The organism is Pseudomonas putida, assembly GCF_026625125.1.
GTDB classification, from domain to species: domain Bacteria; phylum Pseudomonadota; class Gammaproteobacteria; order Pseudomonadales; family Pseudomonadaceae; genus Aquipseudomonas; species Aquipseudomonas putida_X.
Genome location: NZ_CP113097.1, coordinates 2,337,501 through 2,359,452 on the forward strand (window position 1 = coordinate 2,337,501; position 21,952 = coordinate 2,359,452).

Annotated in this window: 20 protein-coding genes and 1 pseudogene; 12 read left to right on the forward strand and 9 right to left on the reverse strand. The window is 64.1% G+C overall.

The features are described 5' to 3' along the window. Positions 1-48: 48 nt before the first annotated feature. From OSW16_RS10760 to OSW16_RS10770, 3 genes are all read right to left on the reverse strand, one after another. Positions 49-795 carry an SDR family NAD(P)-dependent oxidoreductase gene (locus tag OSW16_RS10760; RefSeq protein ID WP_267822934.1) on the reverse strand — a complete coding sequence of 249 codons (747 nt, stop codon included), beginning with the start codon at positions 793-795 and terminating at the stop codon, positions 49-51. 12 nt (positions 796-807) lie between these two features. Next, the gene (locus OSW16_RS10765; protein WP_267822935.1) at positions 808-1,494 is read right to left on the reverse strand and encodes a type 1 glutamine amidotransferase domain-containing protein; all 687 of its coding nucleotides are present in this window, start codon (positions 1,492-1,494) and stop codon (positions 808-810) included. Positions 1,495-1,601: 107 nt separating this feature from the next. Beyond that, positions 1,602-1,814: a DUF1737 domain-containing protein gene (locus tag OSW16_RS10770; protein WP_267822937.1), complete on the reverse strand. Its 213-nt coding sequence runs from the start codon at positions 1,812-1,814 to the stop codon at positions 1,602-1,604. A 496-nt stretch (positions 1,815-2,310) separates the two neighbouring features. On the opposite strand from OSW16_RS10770, the gene OSW16_RS10775 reads away from it, so the two are divergent. The 3 genes from OSW16_RS10775 to OSW16_RS10785 all read left to right on the forward strand — a co-directional run bounded on the left by OSW16_RS10775 (position 2,311) and on the right by OSW16_RS10785 (position 6,225). Then, the gene (locus OSW16_RS10775) at positions 2,311-2,820 is read left to right on the forward strand and encodes a sigma-70 family RNA polymerase sigma factor (protein ID WP_267822939.1); all 510 of its coding nucleotides are present in this window, start codon (positions 2,311-2,313) and stop codon (positions 2,818-2,820) included. Next, positions 2,820-3,764, forward strand: a complete 945-nt coding sequence (locus OSW16_RS10780) for a FecR domain-containing protein (protein ID WP_267822941.1) — start codon at positions 2,820-2,822, stop codon at positions 3,762-3,764. The genes OSW16_RS10775 and OSW16_RS10780 overlap by 1 nt, the downstream gene beginning before the upstream one ends. 64 nt (positions 3,765-3,828) lie before the next feature. Then, a complete protein-coding gene (locus tag OSW16_RS10785; RefSeq protein ID WP_267822943.1) occupies positions 3,829-6,225 on the forward strand; it encodes a TonB-dependent receptor in 2,397 nt (798 codons plus the stop codon). Between the two features lie 42 nt (positions 6,226-6,267). On the opposite strand, the gene OSW16_RS10790 is transcribed toward OSW16_RS10785, so the two are convergent. Both OSW16_RS10790 and OSW16_RS10795 read right to left on the reverse strand, forming a co-directional pair. Beyond that, on the reverse strand, positions 6,268-6,891 hold the full coding sequence (locus OSW16_RS10790; protein WP_267822945.1) for a glutathione S-transferase family protein: 624 nt from the start codon (positions 6,889-6,891) through the stop codon (positions 6,268-6,270). A gap of 45 nt (positions 6,892-6,936) precedes the next feature. Further along, positions 6,937-7,953, reverse strand: coding sequence for an ABC transporter substrate-binding protein (locus OSW16_RS10795; RefSeq protein WP_267822947.1), 1,017 nt, complete (start codon positions 7,951-7,953; stop codon positions 6,937-6,939). A gap of 168 nt (positions 7,954-8,121) precedes the next feature. Between OSW16_RS10795 and OSW16_RS10800 the strand changes: the two genes are divergently transcribed. Then, a complete protein-coding gene (locus OSW16_RS10800; protein ID WP_267822949.1) occupies positions 8,122-10,044 on the forward strand; it encodes a S8 family serine peptidase in 1,923 nt (640 codons plus the stop codon). A gap of 3 nt (positions 10,045-10,047) precedes the next feature. Here the strand turns inward: OSW16_RS10800 and OSW16_RS27085 are convergent, their stop codons facing one another. Together OSW16_RS27085 and OSW16_RS27090 are read right to left on the reverse strand one after the other, a co-directional pair. Further along, on the reverse strand, positions 10,048-10,803 hold the full coding sequence (locus tag OSW16_RS27085; RefSeq protein ID WP_372490482.1) for a methyl-accepting chemotaxis protein: 756 nt from the start codon (positions 10,801-10,803) through the stop codon (positions 10,048-10,050). Positions 10,804-10,953: 150 nt separating this feature from the next. Beyond that, positions 10,954-12,192 (reverse strand): annotated as a pseudogene (locus tag OSW16_RS27090) (chemotaxis protein); the annotation flags it as partial. 216 nt (positions 12,193-12,408) lie between these two features. Here OSW16_RS27090 and OSW16_RS10810 point away from each other — a divergent pair. Continuing rightward, positions 12,409-13,728: a Na+/H+ antiporter family protein gene (locus tag OSW16_RS10810; protein ID WP_267822954.1), complete on the forward strand. Its 1,320-nt coding sequence runs from the start codon at positions 12,409-12,411 to the stop codon at positions 13,726-13,728. A gap of 4 nt (positions 13,729-13,732) precedes the next feature. Here OSW16_RS10810 and OSW16_RS10815 read toward each other — a convergent pair whose 3' ends face one another. Further along, a complete protein-coding gene (locus OSW16_RS10815) occupies positions 13,733-14,743 on the reverse strand; it encodes a FecR family protein (protein ID WP_267822956.1) in 1,011 nt (336 codons plus the stop codon). Positions 14,744-14,982: 239 nt separating this feature from the next. On the opposite strand from OSW16_RS10815, the gene OSW16_RS10820 reads away from it, so the two are divergent. The 3 genes from OSW16_RS10820 to OSW16_RS10830 are packed head-to-tail and all read left to right on the forward strand — an operon-like array spanning position 14,983 to position 18,210. Continuing rightward, positions 14,983-15,456 carry a MarR family winged helix-turn-helix transcriptional regulator gene (locus OSW16_RS10820; RefSeq protein WP_267822958.1) on the forward strand — a complete coding sequence of 158 codons (474 nt, stop codon included), beginning with the start codon at positions 14,983-14,985 and terminating at the stop codon, positions 15,454-15,456. Positions 15,457-15,484: 28 nt separating this feature from the next. Beyond that, positions 15,485-16,678 carry an HlyD family efflux transporter periplasmic adaptor subunit gene (locus OSW16_RS10825; protein ID WP_267822960.1) on the forward strand — a complete coding sequence of 398 codons (1,194 nt, stop codon included), beginning with the start codon at positions 15,485-15,487 and terminating at the stop codon, positions 16,676-16,678. Then, positions 16,675-18,210: a DHA2 family efflux MFS transporter permease subunit gene (locus OSW16_RS10830; protein WP_267822962.1), complete on the forward strand. Its 1,536-nt coding sequence runs from the start codon at positions 16,675-16,677 to the stop codon at positions 18,208-18,210. The genes OSW16_RS10825 and OSW16_RS10830 overlap by 4 nt, the downstream gene beginning before the upstream one ends. Positions 18,211-18,336: 126 nt before the next feature. Here OSW16_RS10830 and OSW16_RS10835 read toward each other — a convergent pair whose 3' ends face one another. Continuing rightward, a complete protein-coding gene (locus tag OSW16_RS10835; protein ID WP_267822964.1) occupies positions 18,337-19,356 on the reverse strand; it encodes an alpha/beta hydrolase in 1,020 nt (339 codons plus the stop codon). Between the two features lie 145 nt (positions 19,357-19,501). On the opposite strand from OSW16_RS10835, the gene OSW16_RS10840 reads away from it, so the two are divergent. The 4 genes from OSW16_RS10840 (at position 19,502) to OSW16_RS10855 (ending at position 21,903) form a co-directional block, all read left to right on the forward strand. Further along, positions 19,502-20,386, forward strand: coding sequence for a LysR family transcriptional regulator (locus OSW16_RS10840; RefSeq protein WP_267822966.1), 885 nt, complete (start codon positions 19,502-19,504; stop codon positions 20,384-20,386). Between the two features lie 65 nt (positions 20,387-20,451). After that, on the forward strand, positions 20,452-20,853 hold the full coding sequence (locus OSW16_RS10845; protein WP_241806417.1) for a hypothetical protein: 402 nt from the start codon (positions 20,452-20,454) through the stop codon (positions 20,851-20,853). Between the two features lie 112 nt (positions 20,854-20,965). Beyond that, positions 20,966-21,187 (forward strand): MbtH family protein, encoded by a 222-nt coding sequence (locus tag OSW16_RS10850; RefSeq protein WP_012313972.1) that lies wholly within the window; start codon positions 20,966-20,968, stop codon positions 21,185-21,187. Beyond that, on the forward strand, positions 21,184-21,903 hold the full coding sequence (locus OSW16_RS10855) for a thioesterase II family protein (protein WP_267822973.1): 720 nt from the start codon (positions 21,184-21,186) through the stop codon (positions 21,901-21,903). The genes OSW16_RS10850 and OSW16_RS10855 overlap by 4 nt, the downstream gene beginning before the upstream one ends. Positions 21,904-21,952: the final 49 nt, after the last annotated feature.

The window sequence follows — 21,952 nt, forward strand, 5'->3', positions numbered from 1 at the left end:
CGAGTGACGGAGCACTTGCGCCACGCACCCGGCTTCACCTTGGCAACGTCACCAGGTGATCGGCTGACCATCCCACGCCCAGAAGCTGCCACTGTCCGCCGGCCCAAGCCGGCCAATCTGCTTCAGGATGCACTGTGCAGCGAACGTGGGTGCAAACAATTGCTCGGCGGGCACATTCGCCTGGAACGGTTGGGAAAGCTGGGTATCGGTGGTGCCGGGGTGCAGCACTAGCACCGTAGAGGCCGGGTTGAGCCGTTTGAGTTCGATGCTGGCCGTATGCAGCAGCTGGTTCAACGCGGCCTTGCTGGCGCGGTAGCTGTACCAGCCGCCCAGGCGGTTGTCGCCGATGGAACCGACCCTGGCCGAAAGCGCGGCAAAGGTGCAGGGCTGCTTGCGCAGCAGCGGCAGCAGGTGTTTGAGCAGCAGCACCGGCGCGAACGCATTGGTAGCGAAGCTGGCCTGCAGGCCAGCCAGGTCGAGTTGGGCCAGGGCCTTTTCCGCTTTGGCCCCGTCGCGCTGCAGAATGCCCAAGGTGCTTATGACCAGATCGAGGTGTGTGCAGATGCGGCTGACCTCGCTGGCCAATGCTTCAAGGGCCTGTTCATTGCGGGCGTCGCAATCGATACGCACCAGGCGCTCGCCATGTGCAGCGGCGAGCGCGGCCAGGGCTTGGCTGCCCCTGGCCTGGCGTGACACCGCCCACACTCGCGCCACGTCGTCGCGTGCCAGCAGCTGTTCGCACAGCGCCAGGCCGATGCCCTGGCTGGCGCCGCAGATGAGTGCGTTCAGCGTCATGGCGCAGCGGGCCTACTCGGCTGCCAGGCGCTTGAGCAGCGCCTTGGCCACCGCTTCCGACGATGCCGGGTTCTGCCCAGTGATCAGATGCCCGTCCTCGACCACATGGCTTGCCCAGTCCGGGCCTTTGGAGTACTCGCCGCCGTTGTGCTTGAGCATGTCCTCGACCAGAAAGGGCACCACATCAGTCAGCCCGACCGCATCTTCCTCGCTGTTGGCGAACCCGGTCACTTTCTTGCCCTTGACCACAGGGTGGCCGTCTGGCGCTTTGACGTTCTTGAACACACCCGGTGCATGGCACACGGCGGCAATCGGCTTGTTGGATGCATAGAAGGCTTCGAGAAGCGTCTTGGAGTCGGTGTCCTCGGCCAGGTCCCACAGCGGCCCATGGCCACCGGGGTAGAATACGGCGTCGAAGTCATAAGGGTCGATTTCGCTCAGCGGTACTGTGTCGGCCAGTGCCATCTGCCCCTCGGTATCACTGCGAAAACGCCGGGTCGCGTCGGTTTGCGCATCGTCCTCGTCACTTTTGGGGTCCAGCGGTGGCTGCCCGCCTTTGGGCGAGGCAAGGGTGACGTCGGCGTTGGCGTCGATGAACACGTAGTAAGGTGCGGCAAACTCCTCCAGCCAGAAGCCGGTTTTCTTGCCGGTGTCGCCCAACTGATCGTGGGATGTCAGCACCATCAGGATCTTTTTCATCTGAGCCAGTTCTCCAAGCATGAATGGGCAGCGCGCCGTTCGCCCTGCATTACTGTGGGAGGGCATAGCGGGGCAGACGTTCCCTGCCCGGCATCAGCCTGGTGTAGTCAGCCCTGGTGAGGCTGGCCCTTGGCGCTCGGCCATACCACCGCCTGGCCTGCGATGACGCACTGTTGCTGGGGGTCATAGGTGAGGCTTGGCGAACCATGCAGCTCATACCCCAAGGCAAGTATGTCCGATATTCTGCGACAGAACGCAGCATCGTCCTTGCCGGTGATCAGCCGGTAGCGGGGGAGGTCATTGGGAGGGGATGCTTGCATGTCGAGTTCCTTTCAGGGGGGGCACCGATCATGCCGTTTCGCTGTGCGTCATTCCACAGCAACCGGCGAGCCTGTTGATCTTAGCCAGGCTTGAACTGGTCCCGTCGAGGGCGCTCGGGCTATTACCGTACCGCTATGGGGGCTGCTGCGCAGCCCATCGCCGGCAAGCCGGCTCCCACCACAACCGCGCAGTTCATCAGGCCTGCGCTTTACCTGTGCAAGCAACCGTCTTGCCCAATTTCTAAACGCCGGCGCGATCCCAGTGGGCCGGCTTGCCGGCGATGGGGCCGGTACTTGCAGCACTATTCGCAAGCCACCGCTCTGGCCAGCACGCCAGAACATCCTCAGCAAGCCTACCCCCTACAGATACTGCGCAGACCTCCTGTGGGAGGAGATTCACAGGCGTCCTGACGGTCCCGTGAACACAAACCCCTTGGATCTGCACCGCAACGTAAAATAGAATCACTTCTATTTACGCCACTGCAGGGCCTTCCCCATGACTGACGCCGCGACGCCCCCGGAGCACAGCTTGCCTGCCCTGTACCGTGAGCACCGTGGCTGGCTTGAAGCCTGGCTGCGCCGGCGCCTGAGCAACGCCTGGGATGCGGCCGATCTGAGCCAGGACACTTTTCTGAAAGTGCTGGCCAGTGCCCAGCCACTGGCCGAAATCCGCGAACCGCGCGCCTACCTGTTGACCGTCGGCAGGCGCCTGTTGAGCGATTTCCACAAGCGCCGCAGCCTGGAGCAAGCTTACCTGGACGCGCTGGCACGATTGCCGGAGCAATGCCTGCCATCGCCGGAACAACGCTGGATCTTGCTCGAAACTCTGCAAGCGCTGGATGAACTGCTCGACGGCCTCAACGCGCCGGTGCGCAAGGCCTTTCTCTGGAGCCAGCTGGAAGGCCTGGGCTACAGCGAAATTGCGCAACGCCTTGGGGTATCCGAGCGCACGGTCAAACGCTACATGGCGCAGGCCTATGAGCACTGCCTGCTGGTGGACCTGTAATGGCCGAACCTTCCGCTCAAGCCCGCGAAGTCGTACGCACGGCGGCGCGCTGGCTGGCACTGCTGGAGTCAGGCAAGGCCAGTGAAGGTGAGCTGCAGCGCCTGGCGCAGTGGCGCGCCAGCAACACCCTGCATGAGCAGGCCTGGCAGAAGGCGCAGCTGCTGCGCCAACGCTTCGCCCAACTGCACGGAGAGCTGGCGCTGGCCACGCTCGACCGCCCGGACGCCGAGCGTCGTGCCCTGCTCAAGCAAGCGTTGGGGGTGGCCGCGCTGGTTCCCGCCGCCTGGCTGCTTGGTCGGCAGGTACCACTGGATGCGTGGACCGCCGATGTGCATACCGCTGTGGGGGCGCGCAGTCGACGGGAGCTGGGCGATGGCACGGTCTTGCAGCTGAACACCGACAGTGCCGTCAACATTGACCTGGCAGCGCGACGGCTGACGCTGGTCCGCGGTGAGGTGGCCATCAACGCCCCCCAAGGCGTGCGCATGACCGTGCAGGTACCGTTTGGCCAGGTAGCGGTCAACGCAGGCGAGGCCTGTGTTCGTCTGTTCGATCAGTCTTGTCGGGTTTCTGTACTCAACGGCACCGCCACGCTGCAACCACTGCGCGGCACGGCCGTGGCGTTGCAGGCGGGGCAGCAGGCCAGCCTGCAGGCCGCCAGCGTGGGCGCGGTAAGCGGGCTGGATGATTGGCTGCTGGGCTGGCGCGACGGGGTGCTGAGGCTGGACGATCGGCCATTGGGCGACTTGTTGCGTGAATTGCGCAGGTACCGCCCCGGTGTTTTGCGCTGGGCACCGGCGCTGGACACGCTGCGTGTCACCGGCACCTTCCGCCTCGACGACACGGACCGCGCGCTGTCACTGCTGGCGGCCAGCCTGCCGCTGGAGGTACATACGCGCACCCGTTATTGGGTCACGCTGACGGCGCGAGAAAAACGCGCGTAAGGCTGTCCCCTTTTTTCCACTCGCCGGTCATTAGCAGTAGAAAAAATAACGGGAGCTTCATTCAATGCCTGCAGTACAGCCTTGCCGCCCACGTCCCTGGATGCACCTGGGTTTCACCCTGAGCCTGTTGTTGAGTTCACCCACCTTTGCCGATGATGTTGCCAGGCGTGCCTATCAGGTGCCTGCCGGCAGCCTGGGCGGGGCGCTGACGCGCTTCGCCGAGCAGGCTGGGGTCAGCCTTTCGCTCGACCCGGCACTGCTCCAGGGCCGGCAAAGTGCCGGGTTGTCCGGCCGCTACAGCGTAGCCGAAGGTTTCATGCAACTGCTCCAGGGCAGCGGCCTGCAATGGCAGCAAGTGGGCGAGGGGGCCTTCACCCTGGTGCCTGCAGCGCAAAGCGCCAAGGCAATGGAGATCGCCCCGACCAACATCATTGGCGGCCCTGCAGCGGGTAGCCAAGCGCAGCCTTACGCCGGCGGCCAGGTCGCCCGACAGGGCGCGCAAGGCATGCTTGGCGCGCGCGACTTCATGGACACGCCGTTCAGCATGACCACCTACACCAGCGACCTGGTCAAGAATCAGCAGGCCCGGACGTTGGGCGACCTGGTCGCCAGCGACCCGTCGGTGCGGGCAACCAACCCGGCGGGTGGGCGTTTCGAGCAATTCACCATCCGCGGTTTCAGCCTGTTCAACAGCGATGTCACCTATAACGGCCTGTACGGCATTCTGCCGACCTACTCGATCGACATGGAGATGGCCGACCGGGTCGACATCATCAAAGGCCCCAGCCAGCTGATCAATGGCATATCGCCCCGGGGCAGCGTGGGCGGCGGTATCAATGTGGTGCCCAAGCGCGCGGGGGATACACCGCTCACCGAGTTCACCGGCAGCTACGCCTCCGATAGCCAGGTGGGTGGTGCGGTGGATATCGGGCGGCGCTTTGGCGAGGGCGACCCGTTCGGCCTGCGCTTCAACGGGGTGAAGCAGTCCGGCGACACTGAATGGGACCACCAGCGTGTGGAACGCGAGATGGCCGTGCTGGGCCTGGACTTTCGGGGTGAGCGCTTGCGCCTCTCGGCTGACCTCGGCCATACCGAGCGTGACACCGACGCCCCCCAGGAACGGGTACTGATCGGTGCCAATGCCAAGGTGCCGAACGCCGACCAGGTGCATCACAACTACGCCCAGGCCTGGAGTCAGGCGCGCACCAACGATACCTTTGGTGCGCTCAATGCCGAGTACGATATCAGCGATGCGTTGTTGGCCTACGGCGCAGTCGGTGCCCGCAAGAGCAACCATGACTTTCTGCGGCACAACGTTTCGATCATCAACGATGCGGGTGATTTCAACGTCCAGCCACGGGATTTCTCCCGTGATGAAACCGTGCGCACCGCCATGGCCGGCCTGCGCAACTGGTTCCATACCGGGCCGGTCAGCCATGAGCTGAACCTGGCTGCCACCTACTTCTATATGGACTTCGAAAACGGTGGTGCGCGCTATGCCTCGGCGCCCAGCAACCTCTACGACCCGGTCGCGACACCCAGCCCAACCACGCCGACGCGGATCGATGCCAAGGTCTACACCGAAAACCGCTTCACCGGCTTGGCGCTGGCCGATACGCTCGGCTTTTTCGACGACCGCCTGCTGCTGACGCTGGGTGCCCGCTGGCAGCGTGTTCAGGTCGATGACTGGAGCGATGGCGTCAAGGGCGACACCGCCTACGACGAGGAAAAGGTCTCGCCCTCGGGCGGTGTGCTGCTCAAGGTCACCGACCAGCTCTCGCTCTACGCCAACTACATGGAGGGATTGAGCCAAGGCAAGATCGCACCGTCGACTGCGGTCAACGAGGACCAGATCTTCCCGCCGTTCACCAGCCGCCAGGTGGAGGTCGGCGCCAAGTACGACCTGGGCCATGTCGCCTTTACCGCCAGCGCCTTCCGCATTCGCCAGCCCGCCTACGAGACCAATGCCGGTTCACGCGTGTTCGGCCCCAATGGCAAGCGCGACAACCGTGGCATCGAGCTCAGCGTATTCGGCGAGCCGCTGCCGGGCGTTCGCCTGCTGGGCGGAGTGATGTACATCGACAGCGAGCTGACTGACACTATTGGCGGCGCCTACGACGGCAACCGCGCACCGGCAACCCCGGCGTACAACGTCAACCTCGGCGCCGAATGGGATGTGCCCGGGCTGGCCGGGCTGACCTTCACCGCACGGGGCATCCACTCCAGCTCCCAGTACCTGGACCAGAACAACAGCAAGCAGATCGATGGCTGGGAGCGCTTGGACCTTGGCGCGCGGTATGCCTTCAGGGTCGACGCAACCCAGGTCACCTTGCGCGCCAATGTGGAGAACGTGCTGAACGAGCGCTACTGGGCCTCAGCCGGGGCGTCGGATGACAGCGAGCCAGGGCTGACGCTGTCTACGCCGCGTACCTGGCTGCTGTCGGCAACGGTTGGGTTCTAGGGCAGGCGCTGCAGCCAGCCCCGCCCGCAGGCGTCGGCCCCGCTAGGCCATTCCGTTGCGGCCATGGGCCAGGAAGCCTGGATGCTCGCTCAGCCGTTGATAGTAATCACGCACCGCCGGCAGGTGCGGGTGCTCCAAGGGCGTTTCGAACCAGCGATTGACCGAAAGCCCGATGGGGATATCGGCCAACGTAAAGCGGTCACCGGCCACATAAGCCCCGGTCGTGGCCAACTGCTGCTCGAGGATTCGCATATGGCGCGACCAGTCTGCGCAGCCGGCGGCCAGCGCCTGGGCGTCCTGGTGCGCCGGTGAGTGGCGCACCAGCGACATGAAGGCATAGCTCCACGAGCGGTTCAGGTCCGAAGCCTGCCAGTCTATCCATTGGTCGACCCTGGCCCTGGCCGTGGCTTCGGTGGGGTACACCGGCGCATCGCCATAGCGCGTGGCCAGGTAGCGGATGATGGTGTTGGATTCCCACAGCGTGAAGTCGCCGTCCTGAATCACCGGGACCATGGCGTTGGGGTTCAGGGCCAGGAACGCGGGCGTGTCCGTGGGCTGAAAGCCTGCGCCCCAGTCTTCGCGCTCGAAGGGAACATCGAACTCGATGCAGGCCCAGAGGACCTTGCGCACGTTGATGCAAGAATCCCTGCCCAATATCCGTAGCATGCTGTGCGTCCTTTTCCGGTAAGAGCCGACAATGTACCGCGCTGGTCACAACTGCGCCTGGACTTTGGCCGCCACATCGGCGGGCAACCAGGCCTTCCATACGTCTGGGTTGTTGTGCATGAACGCCTTCGCCGCCGCTTCCGGCGCCAGGCGTTTTTCGCTCATTTCAGCAAGTGCCTTGTTCAGGCGATCGATCGGCAGCTCGACCTTTTCGAACACGACAACCAGTTCCGGGTAGCTGTCCCTGAACGCTTTGGACACACCGATCGACAGTTTCGCCGGCAGCGACTCGCTGCCCCGTGGGTTCGGGTTGTTCGGGTCGGTGAGGGTTGCCCAGGCTTGGGCATCGAAGGGCGGCTCCTGCAGGCGCACCAGGTCGTGACGGCCGATCAGCGGTGTTGGGCTCCAGTAGTAGAACAGTACCGGTTTGCCGCGGCGGATGGCCGAGTCGACTTCCGCATCCAGTGCGGCTCCCGTGCCACTGCGAAAGTTGTTGTACAGGCTGTCGAGGCCATAGGCCTTGAGCTTCTGGCTATTGACGATCTCGGACGTCCAGCCGCTGGGGCTGTTGAGGAAGCGGCCCTTGCCTGGCGCTTCGGGGTCGCTGAACACCTGCGGGTAGCGCTTGAGGTCGTCGACCGTGCGCAGGTCTGGCGCCAGCGCCTCCAGGCCACGATCCGGGTCGCCTTTGATCACGTAGGCCGGTACCCACCAGCCTTCTACAGCGTTTTTCACCGTGTCGCCCAAGGCGAACACCTGGCCGGCCTGCTCGGCCTTGACCCACGCCGGGCTGCGGCCGGCCCATTCCTCGGCGATGACCTGCAGGTCATTGCGCGCCAATGAGATTTCCATGCCGACGGTGCTGCCGGGGAGGGTCTCGGTGGGGTAGCCATACCCGTCCTCGACGATCCGGCGCAGGATCGCGGTGGTCAGGGCGCCGCTTTCCCAGTTGATGGCGCCAAAGCGGATAGGGGTGCGTTGTTCAGCTGATGCCGCGCTGTCGGTGCTGGCCAGCCCCGCGGTGAGCAGCAGGGCGGCCAGCAGCGTTGGGATTTTCCTCATCAGTACCTCGACGGTTGTCACTGCGTGTGCCGGGCAAGTGTAGTCCACCGTTTCGCACGCTTTGGCAGCACCACCGGAACTGCTTCTGTCTGTGCTCCAACGGTACCACTTGCAAGGCTTCGCCCCCGCCCGCGATCGCCGGGCCAGTCGAGACGAAAGGAAGACGAGATGCGTTTGAATCTGGATTTCGTGTATTACCGCAACTTCACCTTCGATGGGCATTTCCATGTGCGTTGCAGCGGCGACGACCTGCACAAGGTCAAGTCGATTCATTACCTGCTGGAGCGCATCGCAGGCGAAGGTGTGGTCCACCTGGATGGCGCTACGGTGGCTTCACAGGTCAGTAGCGGGCAGGTCGCCCACCATGGTTGCCCGGCCATGCTGAGCTGCGAGGCGCTGGCGGGCAGCTACAGGATCAGGCCGCAGGTGACGCTGATGGACAGCGAAATCCTCGCGCTGAACCTGCCCGCCGAAGCGGACGCCACATGGCGCCCAGCACCGCTGGCCATCGACATCAGCGAGGGTGAACTGACCCGGGGCATTCTGGACAGCGTGGCGTTATCGTCCACCTCCACGCGGCGCAAGCGATCGGTGCGGGCCGCGAGTGCATTCCCGTATCGCCCCGAAGGCCAGCGTTACCCCGCGCTGGTGCTGGTGTTCGCCGAAGGAGGCTACGCGCGGCTCATGGCTGACCTGCAGCCCGAGGCCAGGTCGGTACTGGCAAGGTACTGGCCGGGGCTGCAGCACGTGATCCAGGTGCATCCGTTTCTTGACCATCTAGAACGGGAGGACGCGCGGTTCAAAGTGCTCGCCAATCACTACTGGATCGAGCAGCCCCAGAGCATGCTCAACGACACGTTCGTCGCGTTGATCCAGACCCTGGAGGCCCTTGATTACGTCGACGCCACGGCATTCGTGCCGCCTCAGCTCGAGCACGGCAACTTGCTGTTGCTCGGTGGGGCCGCTGTGATTGCCACACTGCTCACTGGCGGGGCGTATGTCGCCGGCACCAATGCCCACGATGAAGCCCAGCCCACCCCGGACTTCGAAGCCCTGCAGCGTTACCTGGATGCACCCGATGCCAGGTACCGCGGCCTGAACATTCGCAAAGTCTGGGCGGCTGGCGTGAAGGGCAGAGGTGCACGGGTGCACTTTTCCGATGGTGGCCTGCATGCCAACCATGAAGACTTGCGGGGCAACCCGAAGTTGAACGTGATTCCGCCATCGATCAACAGGGATGCAGACCATGGCACCGCATCGGTCGGTGTGCTGTCGGCGCGTGACAACGGCCTCGGCATGACCGGTATTTGCCATGCGGCAGAGCTGTACCTGTATGACAACCTGGCCATCGATGCGCGCAGTTACTCACAAACGCTGAAAAACCTGCTGGCTTACACCAGCGCTGGAGACATCGTCGCTATCAACCGGCAGACGGCCAACCCCAATGCGCTGGGTACGTTCTTGCCTTCGTTGCATGAAAAGACCTGGTGGGATGTCACCCAGGCGCTGACCGAGCGCGGTGCGGTAGTGCTCAATGCTGCGTGCAACGGCACCTACAAGAGTGATGACAAGGCCGGCACCACACAGGGTTATGGTGTCGACCTTGGTGAGTGGCGCTATTTCAACGACCATGGTGACGCCGACGCGATTCTGGTGGGGGCTTGCCATTCCTGGGATGGCAAAGCGCACCAGTACTCCAACTACAACTACCGCTACAGCATGCTCAATGCCTGGGGCGACAGTGTCGCGACGCTGGGTTACGGCGCACTGCAGGACAAGAACGAACACGACCGCGACTACACCAGCAACTATGGCGGCACCTCGAGCGCCACACCCCTGGTCACCGGCGCCCTGGCCTTGATCCAGTCCTACGCCATCGAACAGCATCACCTTTACCTGAACGCCCGGCAGATGCACCTGCTGGTGATGCAGTCGGGCTACAAGGATGCCACGTCAGCCGATACCGGCAGGTTGCCCATGGGCGCCCGACCCAATGTACTGGGCGCCTTGATGCTGCTCGACCGGATCTTGCAGGCCGGCAGGTTTTACCTGCCGGACGATGGTGTGTGCGGCGACGAATGTGCGTCTTAGGGCTCAGACGCGGAACTGATCCATCAACGCCTGCTGTTGATTGGCCAGGCTGTTGAGCGACTGGCTGACCCGCGCCGATTCGTTGGCCTGGCCCGACAGCGATTCGGTGACATCACGTATGGTCGCGACATTGCTGTTGATCTCTTCGGCCACCGCGCTTTGTTCTTCGGCGGCCGAGGCGATCTGCAGGTTCATGTCGGTGATCACGGTCACGGCCTGGCCGATACGTTGCAGCGCGGTAACCGCCTGGCCGACCTGCTCGACACCGCCCTGGGCCTGGCGGTGGCTGTTGTCCATGGCGCCGACCACCTCGCGGGTGCCGGTTTGCAGTGCCTCGATGACCTGGCGGGTTTCTTCCACCGATTCCTGGGTGCGCTGCGCCAGGTTACGCACTTCATCGGCCACCACCGCGAAACCACGCCCGGCCTCGCCGGCACGGGCGGCTTCGATGGCGGCGTTGAGCGCTAGCAGGTTGGTCTGTTCGGCGATCGAACGGATCACCTCCAGCACCGAGCCGATTTTCTCACTGTTCTGCGCCAGCCCTTCGACTTCGCTCATGGCCTGGCTCATGTTGGCGGCAAGTGTGTCGATGCTGTGGGTGGTGCGGTCGATCACCGCCAGGCCTTCGCGGGTGGCCTGGTCGGCATCGCGCGCCGCCTGGGCAGCCTGGGCGGCGCTGCGGGCGACGTCCTGGGCCGTGGCGCTCATTTCGTGCGAGGCGGTGGCCACCTGGTCGACCTGGCGGTATTGCTGCTCCATGCCGGCGCTGGTTTGCGTGGCAATTGCCGAGGACTGATCGGCGGTGCCGCGGGCTGCCTGCACCGAGCGTTTGACCTCGGCGATGGTCGGCTGCAGTTTGTCCAGGAAGCGGTTGAACCAACCGGCCAGTTCGCCGAGCTCGTCGTGCTTGTCGTAGGTCAGGCGGCGGGTGAGGTCGCCTTCACCGCTGGCGATGTCCTTGAGCATGGCCGCCACCCCGAGGATCGGCCGGGTCACGCCACGGGCCATCAGCCACACCAGCAGCAGGCCGGCAATCGCAGCGCCCAGGCCGAGGCCCAGTTCCAGCAGGGTGCCGCTGGTGTTCAGGGCGTCGAGCTCTTGTTTCAGCGCTTCGGCCGGGCCGGTCAGGGCGTTTTCCGGCACATCCAGCAGCACACCCCATGGCTGGGCGCCAGGGATCGGCTGGAACGCCGCGAGTACCTTGAGGCGTTGCTGGTCGTGGTGGACGCTCAATTTACCCTCGGCCAGCTTACGTACCAGTTCGGCGCCTTTGCCGGTGTCGACCTGGTCGAAACGCTGCGCCAGCTTGCTGGCGTCGGCGCTGTAGCCGGCCAGCAGGCCCACGGGGCTGAGGATGCCGACCGTGGTGCGGCCTTCGTACAGGCTGCGGCTGGCTTCCTGGCTCAGGGCCTGCAGGCTGTTGAGGTTGATGTCGATGGACAGGGTGGCGATCACCTTGCCGTTGACCGCCAGCGGGAAGACGATGCTGGTCATCAGCACGCGCTGGCCGTCGATGTCGTAGAAATAGGGTTCCACCACGCACACCTTGCCGCTGCTGCGCGGGCACACCCACCAGGTGTTGGCGGGCTGGCCGCTGGGGCCGATCTCGGTGTTGCTCATGTCGTGTTCGGGCAGGGCCATGGCAGTCAGCTGGCCGGCCCGCGGTTGCGACCAGTACAGGGCGAAACGCCCGGTCTCGTTGCTGCCAAGCTCGGGCTGGCCGGTGAACAGGCTGTCCTTGCCGTCCAGCGCATTGGGTTCGAATACCAGTGACAGGCCCAGCAGCTCGGGGTTGGCCTGCAGGGCTGCACGAACCTGGCGGGTCATGTCTTCACGCAGGTCATAGGCATCGAGGAAGCGCTTTTCCGCCTGCTCACGCAGGAACAGCACCTGGCGGGCGAACCCGGCACCGTACTGGTAGGCGTCCATGAACTGGCGACGAATGTTCAGGGCCTGAACTTCGCCTTGCGACTCGATGCGCGCCTGCGCCGCTTCACTGAGCATCTTCTCGCTGCTGGCTTTGACCAGGTCCGAGCTGTGGTCCATGCGGTAGAGCGAAAGGCCAACGAGCAGTGTGACGATGCTGGCCAGGCACAGGCCGGCAAGCAGGGTGATCTTCCACTGGATGGAAAGTTGTCGCAAAGGCATGGGGCGCCCCTTTTTTGAGGGTAAGGGTTTGGCTTTGGAACTCGGTCGGGGCTCAGCCCCTGCGTTATATCGGCGCTCTGTGGTTTTTCTTTATTCAAACATTCAATTTAAATTTGCCGGCCCGCGTAATACGCCGCCCTCTGGCGCTTTTGACATCTGTGCCCCAGTGCTGCAGAGTGCGCGCTTTTTGTCTGCAGCTACGAGGAAAGCCAAACCATGAATGCAGTGATTGCCGCGGTAGGCATCATGCTGATACTCAGCCTGTCACGGGTGCACGTGGTCATCGCCTTGATCATCGGCGCCTTGGCCGGCGGCCTGGTCGGCGGCCTGGGCATGGAGGGAACGCTCAAGGCCTTCAACGGCGGCCTGGGCGGCGGCGCCACGGTGGCGTTGTCCTATGCCTTGCTCGGCGCCTTTGCCGTGGCCATCGCCAAGTCCGGCCTGGCCCACGCCCTGGCCGACCGTGCGCTGGCGATGATCGACCGCCAGGGGCAGGCCACCGGCGGCAAGGTCAAGTGGCTGCTGATCGGCCTGATGCTGGTGGTGGCGGTGTCGTCGCAGAATATCCTGCCGATTCACATTGCCTTCATCCCGCTGCTGGTGCCGCCGCTGCTGTATGTACTGACCCGCCTGCGCATCGACCGCCGGCTGATCGCCTGCGTGATCACCTTTGGCTTGATCACGCCCTACATGTTCCTGCCGGTGGGGTTCGGCAATATCTTCCTCAATGAGATCCTGTTGGCCAACGTTGCCCGCGCCGGCGTCGATGTGAGCGGTGTCAACGTCACCCATGCCATGGCCATTCCGGCAGCGGGCATGCTGGCCGGCTTGCTGCTGGCGGTGTGCTTCAGCTACCGCAAAAAGCGTGATTATGACCTGGCGCGCATCGAGCAGGTCGAGCAGGTCAGCGTGCAGTACAACCCGCTGACCCTGCTGGTGGCGGGGCTGGCGATCGCTGCGGCGTTCATCGTTCAGCTGTGGCTGGACTCGATGATCATCGGTGCCATGGTCGGCTTCCTGATCTTCTCACTGTCGGGCATCGTGCGCTGGAAAGACACCGACAGCCTGTTCACCGAAGGCATGAAGATGATGGCCATGATCGGGTTCATCATGATCGCCGCTTCGGGGTTCGCCGAGGTACTCAAAGCCACTGGCGAGGTCAAAGGCCTGGTGGAAACCTCGGCGCAATGGATCGACCACAGCAAGGGCGTTGGTGCCTTGCTGATGCTGCTGGTGGGGTTGCTGGTGACCATGGGCATTGGCTCGTCGTTCTCGACGGTGCCGATTCTGGCGGCGATCTTCGTGCCGCTGTGCGTGCAGCTGGGCTTCGACCCCTTGGCCACCGTGTGCATCGTCGGCACCGCCGGTGCCCTGGGCGATGCAGGCTCGCCGGCATCGGACTCGACCCTGGGGCCAACCTCGGGGCTCAACGTCGATGGCCAGCATCACCACATCTGGGACACCGTGGTACCGACCTTCCTGCACTACAACCTGCCACTGCTGGCGTTTGGCTGGTTGGCGGCGATGACGCTCTAGGGCATCAGCCCTTGTCGGGCGGTGGGGAAATGCTGTTGAGGACAGTGCTGCCGTCCTTGCTGCGGGTCAGGTAGACCGGCAGCACCTTGGGCAGGTTGTCCACCAGGCGCCCGACTTCACGGGTGTTGTAGATGCCGCTGATGCGGATGCGGCCGGTGCTGGCATCGGCCAGCAGCAGGGGCGCATCGAGGTAGCGGTTGATCACCGGCAGTGCCTGTTCGAGGCTGAGGTTGTCGAGCACCAGCTGGCCGCGGCGCCAGGCCAGGCTGTTGCCGTGGTCTTCGCTCTGGGCCAGCTGCGGTTCGAAGTCGCCAGTACGGTAGCTGGCCTGCATGCCGGGGCCCAGGCGGTAGCCGCCGGTGCTGCCGTCGCTGCTGACCAGCACCGACCCCTGCACCAGGGTGACCTTGACCTGGTCCTGATACTTCCACACGTTGAATTGGGTGCCGGTGACCCGGGTCTGGCCTTGGCCGGCACGGACGATGAACGGGTGGCTGCTGTCATGCTGCACCTTGAAGAACGCTTCGCCTCGCGTGAGCGTGACCTGGCGCTGGTCCCTGAAGTTGAAGTAGGTCAGTTCGGTATTGAGGTTGAGCTCCACCGTGCTGCCGTCGCTCAGCTGGACCGTCCGTGCCTGGTTGCCTGCTTCAATGTGCTGGTAGTGGTTGGGTAGCCAGCCTTGCATCCAGCCGATCCAGCCCGCCAGGGGCAAAACCAGCAGGGCGACGGCTGCCGCCGAGGCCATTGGCCGCCAATGATGGCGCCGCCTCGCCACCTGACGCGGCGGCGGGTTGAAGTCGACGACCGTGGCGTTGCGCGGCAAAAGGTCGGCGGTGAACCAGATCTCCAGCATCGCCTGGTATTCGTCGTGGTGGCGCGGGTCCGCTGCCAACCAGCGGGCGAAGGCCTCGCGCTCGGCCGGGGTGCAATCGTCGGCGTGCAGGCGCATGCACCACTGCGCGGCGGCGTCGGTGATGGCATCGTCAGGGCTGGGATTGAGGCGGTCTTGGTTCATTGCGGCTCCGGGTTTTGCGCATTCTACTCCTGCCAGGGGGCTCCCGAGAACCGAGGTAATGGCGAATGACTATCAGTTGTGTGTGTTTTTCATCGGGTTCACCCGTGTTTTTCAGCGTTTGAGAACCTTTCCCGGTCACCTGCGGGTTACCCAGGCTATTTCCATAGCCCCCTAATGAAAGCTTTGACATTTGCTGCCTAGGCAGTAATATTTTTACACAATTGTCCGAGCTGCTGTCGATGTCCCATTTCACCCCGCAAAACTTCCAGTCCTGCGCCATCGGCATGCTCCTGGGCCGTGCGGCCATCCTGAAGGACCGCATTCTCGACTGGCACCTCGAATCAGAAGGCGTCACCGCCGCGCAGTTCAAGGTGTTGATCATCGTCACCCAGTACCAGGTGGATACGCCGGCCGAGGTCTGCCGCTATCTGGGCCTGGACAGCGGCTCGATGACCCGCATGCTCGACCGGCTCGAGCACAAGGGCCTGCTCTTGCGCAACCGCTGCGCCGACGACCGTCGCCAGGTACGCCTGGCCCTGACCGCCGACGGCCAGCGCCTGGCCGACCGCTTGCCAGAGATCGGCGCGGCGGCGATGAACGAACTGGTCGGCGTGCTGCAGCCTGACGAACTCAAGACCCTTGAAGGCCTGCTGGCCAAGGTCCTGCTCGGTGCCGGCGACCCTCTGACGATCCGCCGCTACGGCGATCGTTGATCCCTGTTACATATTCCAAGGTATTGTCATGGCCAATAACGCAGACAACTCAACTCCCTCCGCCGCACCCGAACCGTCGCGCAAGCGCAAGGTCTGGCTGCTTGGCCTGTTGCTGGTGGTGCTGCTCGCCGGCGCTGGCGCCTGGGCTTGGTACAGCCTGATCGGGCGCTGGCACGAAAGCACCGACGACGCCTACGTCAACGGCAACGTCGTGGAGATCACCCCGCTGGTCACCGGCACCGTTACCAGCATTGGCGCCGATGACGGCGACCTGGTGCACGCCGGCCAGGTGCTGCTGCAGTTCGATCCCGCCGACAGCGAGGTGGCCCTGCAGTCTGCCGAAGCCAAGCTGGCCCGCACGGTGCGAGAGGTCCGTGGCCTGTACAGCAACGTCGATTCCCTCAAGGCCCAGCTGCAGACCCGCCAGGCCGAGCTGCAGAAGGCCCAGCAGAACTACAACCGACGCAAGGTGCTGGCCGACAGCGGCGCGATTGCCGCAGAAGAAATCTCCCACGCCCGGGACGACCTGACCGTGGCCCAGGCCGCCGTCAACAGCGCCCGTCAGCAGCTCAATACCAGTACGGCGCTGGTGGACGACACGGTGGTGTCTTCGCACCCCGAGGTCATGGCCGCCGCCGCCGATCTGCGCCAGGCATACCTGGACCACGCACGCACCACGCTGGTGGCGCCAGTCACCGGTTACGTTGCCAAACGTACCGTGCAGCTCGGCCAGCGTTTGCAGCCGGGCACCGCGACCATGGCAGTCATCCCCCTGGACGAGGTGTGGATCGACGCCAACTTCAAGGAAACCCAGCTGCGCGACATGCGTATCGGCCAACCCGTGGAAATCAGCGCTGACCTGTACGGCAGCGACGTCAAGTACAGCGGCACGGTCGACAGCCTGGGCGCCGGTACCGGCAGCGCCTTCGCCTTGCTGCCGGCACAGAACGCCACCGGCAACTGGATCAAGATCGTCCAGCGCGTGCCGGTGCGCATCCACCTCAGCCCGGATCAGCTCAAGGACCACCCGCTGCGCATCGGCCTGTCCACCGTGGTCGAGGTCGACCTGCACGACCAGAGTGGCCCGGCCCTGGCCCAGCAGCCACCGCAGCAGGCCAGCTACACCACCCAGGTGTACGACCGTCAGTTGGTCGAAGCTGACCGTCTGATCGCTCGGCTGATCCACGACAACAGTGCCCCTGGCAAGACGGCGCAACGATGAGCAACAACGCTGCGGCGCAGTTCACCCCGCCGAGCCTGCTGCTGACCACCATAGGCCTGTCGCTGGCGACGTTCATGCAGGTGCTCGACACCACCATCGCCAACGTCGCCTTGCCGACCATTTCCGGCAACCTGGGGGTGAGTTCCGAGCAGGGCACCTGGGTGATCACCTCGTTCGCGGTGAGCAATGCCATCGCGTTGCCGTTGACCGGCTGGCTCAGCCGGCGTTTCGGTGAGGTCAAACTGTTCATCTGGGCCACGCTGCTGTTCGTACTGGCGTCCTTTCTGTGCGGCATCTCGCAGTCGATGCCAGAGCTGGTGGGCTTTCGAGTGCTGCAAGGTGTGGTGGCTGGGCCGCTTTACCCGATGACCCAAACCTTGCTGATCGCTGTCTACCCGCCGGCCAAGCGGGGGATGGCGCTGGCGTTGCTGGCGATGGTCACGGTGGTGGCGCCGATTGCCGGGCCGATCCTGGGCGGCTGGATCACCGACAGTTACAGCTGGCCGTGGATCTTCTTCATCAACGTGCCCATCGGCCTGTTCGCGGCCGCAGTGGTGCGTCAGCAAATGCGCGCACGGCCGGTGGTCACCAGCCGCCAGCCGATGGACTACATCGGCCTGCTGACCTTGATCGTGGGGGTGGGCGCATTGCAGGTGGTGCTCGACAAGGGCAATGACCTGGACTGGTTCGAGTCGTCGTTCATCATCATCGGCAGCCTGATCTCGGTCGTGTTCCTGGCGATCTTCATCATCTGGGAGCTGACCGACCGCCATCCTGTGGTCAACTTGCGGCTGTTCGCGCACCGTAATTTCCGAATCGGTACCATTGTGCTGGTGGGAGGCTACGCAGGCTTTTTCGGCATCAACCTGATCCTGCCGCAATGGTTGCAGACGCAGATGGGCTACACCGCCACCTGGGCAGGCCTTGCGGTGGCACCGATCGGCCTGCTGCCGGTGATCATGTCGCCGTTCGTGGGCAAGTACGCGCAGCGGTTCGACTTGCGGGTGCTGGCGGGGTTGGCGTTCTTGGCCATCGGCGCCAGCTGTTTCATGCGTGCAGGCTTCACCAATGAGGTGGATTTCCAGCACATTGCCCTGGTGCAACTGTTCATGGGGATCGGTGTAGCGCTGTTCTTCATGCCGACCCTGAGCATCCTGCTGTCGGACCTGCCGCCGCACCAGATCGCCGACGGGTCTGGCCTGGCGACGTTCCTGCGTACATTGGGCGGCAGCTTTGCGGCGTCGTTGACCACCTGGATCTGGATCCGCCGGGCGGACCAGCATCATGCCTACCTGAGCGAGAACATCAGCCAGTTCGACCCGGCGACGCGGCACACGCTGGAGCAGCTGGGCGGGGCCAGCCCGCAAAGCTATGCGCAGCTGGAGCAGATACTCAACGGGCAGGCCTACATGATGTCGACGGTGGATTACTTCACCTTGATGGGCTGGATATTCGCCGGCCTGATCCTGTTGGTGTGGTTGGCCAAGCCGCCGTTTGCTGCCAAGGCCGGGCCGGCGTCGGCAGGGCATTGAGGCCCGGGCAGGGCCCGGCGTATGGCGAACAATCAAGCGCTGTACGCCACGTGCGCCTGAGATCGAGCGCTGCCTGGGCAGTGCTCGATCTGGAGGGTGCTGGAGCGATCAAGGTATGCCTTTGGTTTACTGCAAGTGCACCTTCAATTCCCCAGCCGCCTGGCGCATCGCTGCCTTCACCGCAGGCACCTCGCTCAGCGGGTTCAGCAACCCGTAGTCGTGAATCATGCCGTTGTAGCGCACCGAAGTAACCGTCACCCCGGCCGCATCCAGTTTGCGTGCATACGCCTCACCTTCATCACGCAGCACATCGAACTGCGCCGTCTGCACCAGCGCTGGGGGCAACCCTTTGAGCTGCTCGCTGCTGGCCCGTAGCGGCGAGGCGTAGATCTGCTCGCGGGCCTTGGCGTCGGTGGTGTAGTTGTCCCAGAACCACTTCATCATCCCTGTGGTGAGGAAGTGGCCCTCGGCAAACTGTTTATAGGAAGCCGTCTCGAAGCTGGCATCGGTCACCGGCCACAGCAGCAACTGGAAGCGCAACTGGGGCGTACCGGCCTCTTTGGCCTTGAGCGCGACCACCGCCGCCATGTTGCCACCGACACTGTTGCCGGCCACGGCCAGGCGCTTGCCGTCCACACCCAGCGCTTTGCCATGCTCGGCCACCCAGCGGGTCGCGGCGTAGGCCTGGTTGATCGCAGTGGGGTAGTGCGCCTCTGGGGAGGGGGTGTAATCCACATAGACGGCCACTGCGCCAGAACCCACCACCAGATCGCGAATCAGCCGCTGGTGGGTCGGGAAGTCGCCCAGCACCCAGCCGCCGCCATGGAAGAACATGAACACCGGCAACTCACCTTTGACGTTGGCCGGGCGCACGATCTGCAGCTTGATCGCCTCACCGTTGACCTTGATGGTACGCGCTGTCACTTCGATGCCAGACAGGTCCACCTTCACCGACGCCTGGGCACCGGTCAGCACGGCGCGGGCATCTTTAGGGCTGAGTTGTTCGAGCGGCTTGCCACCGCCTTTTTCCAAGGCTTCGAGGAAAGCCTGGGTGTGCTGCTCGACACCTGGGCTACCTGCTGCCAGTGCACTGGTTGCAGACAAGGCCAGCAGGCCGGCACTGAGGGTTTTGCGGACAATGTTCATGGCGAATCCTTTTCTGGGCACGGGTTGTGGGTGGGCGTATCGCCTGGCCTTGGCGGCCATCGCTGCGACCTGTGCGTAGAGTAGGCAGATGCAATGATGGGAAAAAGCCGCTATAAAGCGTTTGACTGTCACCAAGAGCGAGACAATGAACCCGTACGAAGACATGCGCATTTTTGCCCAGGTCATGGAGGCCGGCAGTTTTACCGCCGCCGCCGACCGCCTGGGCATGTCCAAGCAGTCGGTCAGCCGGCGCCTGATGCAGCTCGAAGAGCGCCTGGGCGTACGCCTGCTCAACCGCTCCACCCGGCGCCTGGATGCCACCCCGCTGGGCCAGCACTACTACCAGTCGGCCTTGCGCTTGCTGGGTGAGGTGCAGCAGGTGGAGCACGACATCAGCGGCCAGGCCCAGGCCTTGCGCGGCACCCTTCGCTTGAGCGCGCCGTTGTCGTTCGCCATGGCGCACCTGGGGTGCCTGTTGACCGAGTTCCTGCGCTTGCACCCACAGGTGAATGTGGAGGTGGACCTGAGCGATCGGCCGGTGGACCTGATCGGCGAGGGTTATGATTTGGCCTTGCGTATCGGTGCGCTGGAGGATTCCAGCCTGATCGCGCGGCGCATTGCCGATGTCGAGCGGGTGTATTGCGCCAGCCCTGCGTATCTTCAGGCGCGGGGCGCGCCGCAGCGGCCCGAGCTGCTGGCCGAGCATGACTGCCTGCCCTATGGCCATTCACGGCAAGTGCAATGGCAGTTCACCCAAGGGGGCAGGGCTCAGGCAATCGCAGTGGCCGGCCGCATGCGCGCCAATAACGGTGAGTTGCTCAGGGACGCGGCGATTGCCGCGATGGGGGTGACTTACCTGCCGACCTTCATCGTCGGGCAGGCGTTGGCGGACGGGCGCCTGGTGAGGGTGCTGGAAGACTGGACGCCGCCGGCGTTGCAATTGTCGGCGGTGTATCCGCAGCATCGGCAGGTGGCCAGGCCGGTGCAGGGGTTTGTCGAGTTCTTGCGCACGCGGTTGGCGCAGCTTTAGCCGTTGCGGGATCAGCCGCCAATTTTGCTGCTCATACTCTCGCCGCGACGCGCTATGCTTGGCCCATGAGCACAGCACCTGCCTTACGCCAACCTTGCCCACCTGGCGCCTGTGACTGCGGCCGCGAGCACTTGGCCGCGCAGCCGCCTGCGGCCCAGCGCATCCTCTTGCTCACCCGCCAGGAGGAGAAGCGCCTGATCGAGCGGCTGGAAAACCTCAAGGACCTCGATGACCTGCAGCGCTTGCAGGCCAGGATGTACGAGAACCTGGGCATCCGGGTTCACATCGCTCCCGGTTACAACGAGGTGCGGACCATGCGCGGAATCGTCATCGAACTCGACGACCAGCCTGGCTTGTGCCGCAAGACCCGCCAGTCGATTCCGGCGGCTATCCGGCGAGGGTTGGAGCGCAACCCGCAGGTGGCTTACCGCTTGCTGGACACCCATGACTTGCTCAGGGATGCCTGAGGCCCAGACGTTGTCATGCCCAATCGCTAATTTTCGGGAAGCTTCCTACGTCTACCAGAGAGCCGCCCTACGCCAGGTGCGTAGCGGCATCCATCACTCAAGGAGACAGGCAATGACTTCCGTTTTCGACCGCGACGATATCCAGTTCCAGGTAGTGGTCAACCACGAAGAGCAGTATTCCATCTGGCCCGATTACAAGGCGATCCCCAACGGCTGGCGCGCTGTGGGCAAGAGCGGGCTGAAAAAGGACTGCCTGGCCTACATTGATGAAGTCTGGACCGATATGCGCCCGCTGAGCCTGCGTCAGAAGATGGCTGACGCTGCCGCACAGTGACCGCGCTCAACCTGCTGTGCCTGCCTTATTCCGGGGCCAGTGCCATGGTCTTTACCCGTTGGCGGCGCAAGTTGCCCGTCTGGCTGCAGGTACGCCCGGTCGAATTGCCTGGGCGCGGCGCACGCATGGGCGAGCCGTTGCACACCGACATGCAGGCCTTGGCCCAGCAGTTGGCGGCCGAACAGCGCCTGGCCGCTGCCGCACCTTATGCGTTGCTCGGCCACAGCCTGGGGGCGCTGCTGGCCTTCGAGCTGGCCCACGAGCTGCAGGCGCTGGGCTGCCCGCCACCGGTGGCGCTGTTCGCCTGCGGTACAGCGGCGCCGACCCGGCGTGAAGACTACGACGGCAAGAACTGGCGCGACCCCAAGAGCGATGACGAGCTGCGCAACGAACTGCGGGCGCTCAATGGCACGCCGGAGGAGGTGCTGGCCAACGCTGAGCTGATGAGCCTGACGTTACCGATCCTGCGTGCCGATTTTCTGCTCTGCGGCCGCTACCGTTATCGCCCGAGGCCTCTGCTGGCGTGCCCGCTGCATGTGCTGGGTGGGCAAGACGACCGCGCCAGTGAAGCGCAGCTGCGCGCCTGGGGCCAGGAAACCCAGGGTGCGTTCACCTTGCAGATGTTTGCGGGCAGCCACTTCTTCATCCATGAGCAGGAGGACCGCGTGCTCACGGCGCTGACTGCAGCGCTGGCGCCGCATCGGCTCTGCGCCTGATTGACGTTGCCGCTTGCCTGGGGGAGGCTAGGTGTTTTCCCAGGCAAGA